The 380-nt window shown below is 61.3% G+C and carries 1 protein-coding gene; it reads right to left on the bottom strand.

The features are described from left to right. The coding region (locus J1902_RS19100) for a phage tail length tape measure family protein (RefSeq protein WP_207617936.1) at nt 1-380 on the bottom strand (380 nt) is incomplete at both ends.

Below are 380 nucleotides of genomic sequence, written 5' to 3'. Positions count from 1 at the left end.
TATCAGGACGACCAATATCCAGCACCGCATCCCACATGGATTTGAATGCCCGCGCAGTCCTGTCTGCCCAGGTCTCCAGCGTGCCCATGTTCTCTTTCAGGCGGCGGGTCTGGTCATCAAACCCTTTCGTTGCGGCCTCGTTCGCCGCCTGCAATGCCCCGGCTTCATCGCCGGAACGCTGCAACTGAGCAACATACGCAATCTGCTCCGCCGACACGTTATGGAACTGGCGAGCCATCGCCGTCAGCCCCGACGTCGGGTCTGTGGTCAGCTTCCCGAAGGCTTCAGCGACCTTGTCCACCTCCACGCCGGATGCAGAGGAGAAACGCGCCACACTCTGGCTGATGGACGCAATCTGAGCCTCACCGCTTACCCCCTCG

The sequence above is a fragment of the Arthrobacter cavernae genome (assembly GCF_017368795.1).
Taxonomy (GTDB): domain Bacteria; phylum Actinomycetota; class Actinomycetes; order Actinomycetales; family Micrococcaceae; genus Arthrobacter; species Arthrobacter cavernae.
Note: the sequence above shows the minus strand (reverse complement) of the source record. Positions and strands in the feature narration are given on the sequence as shown.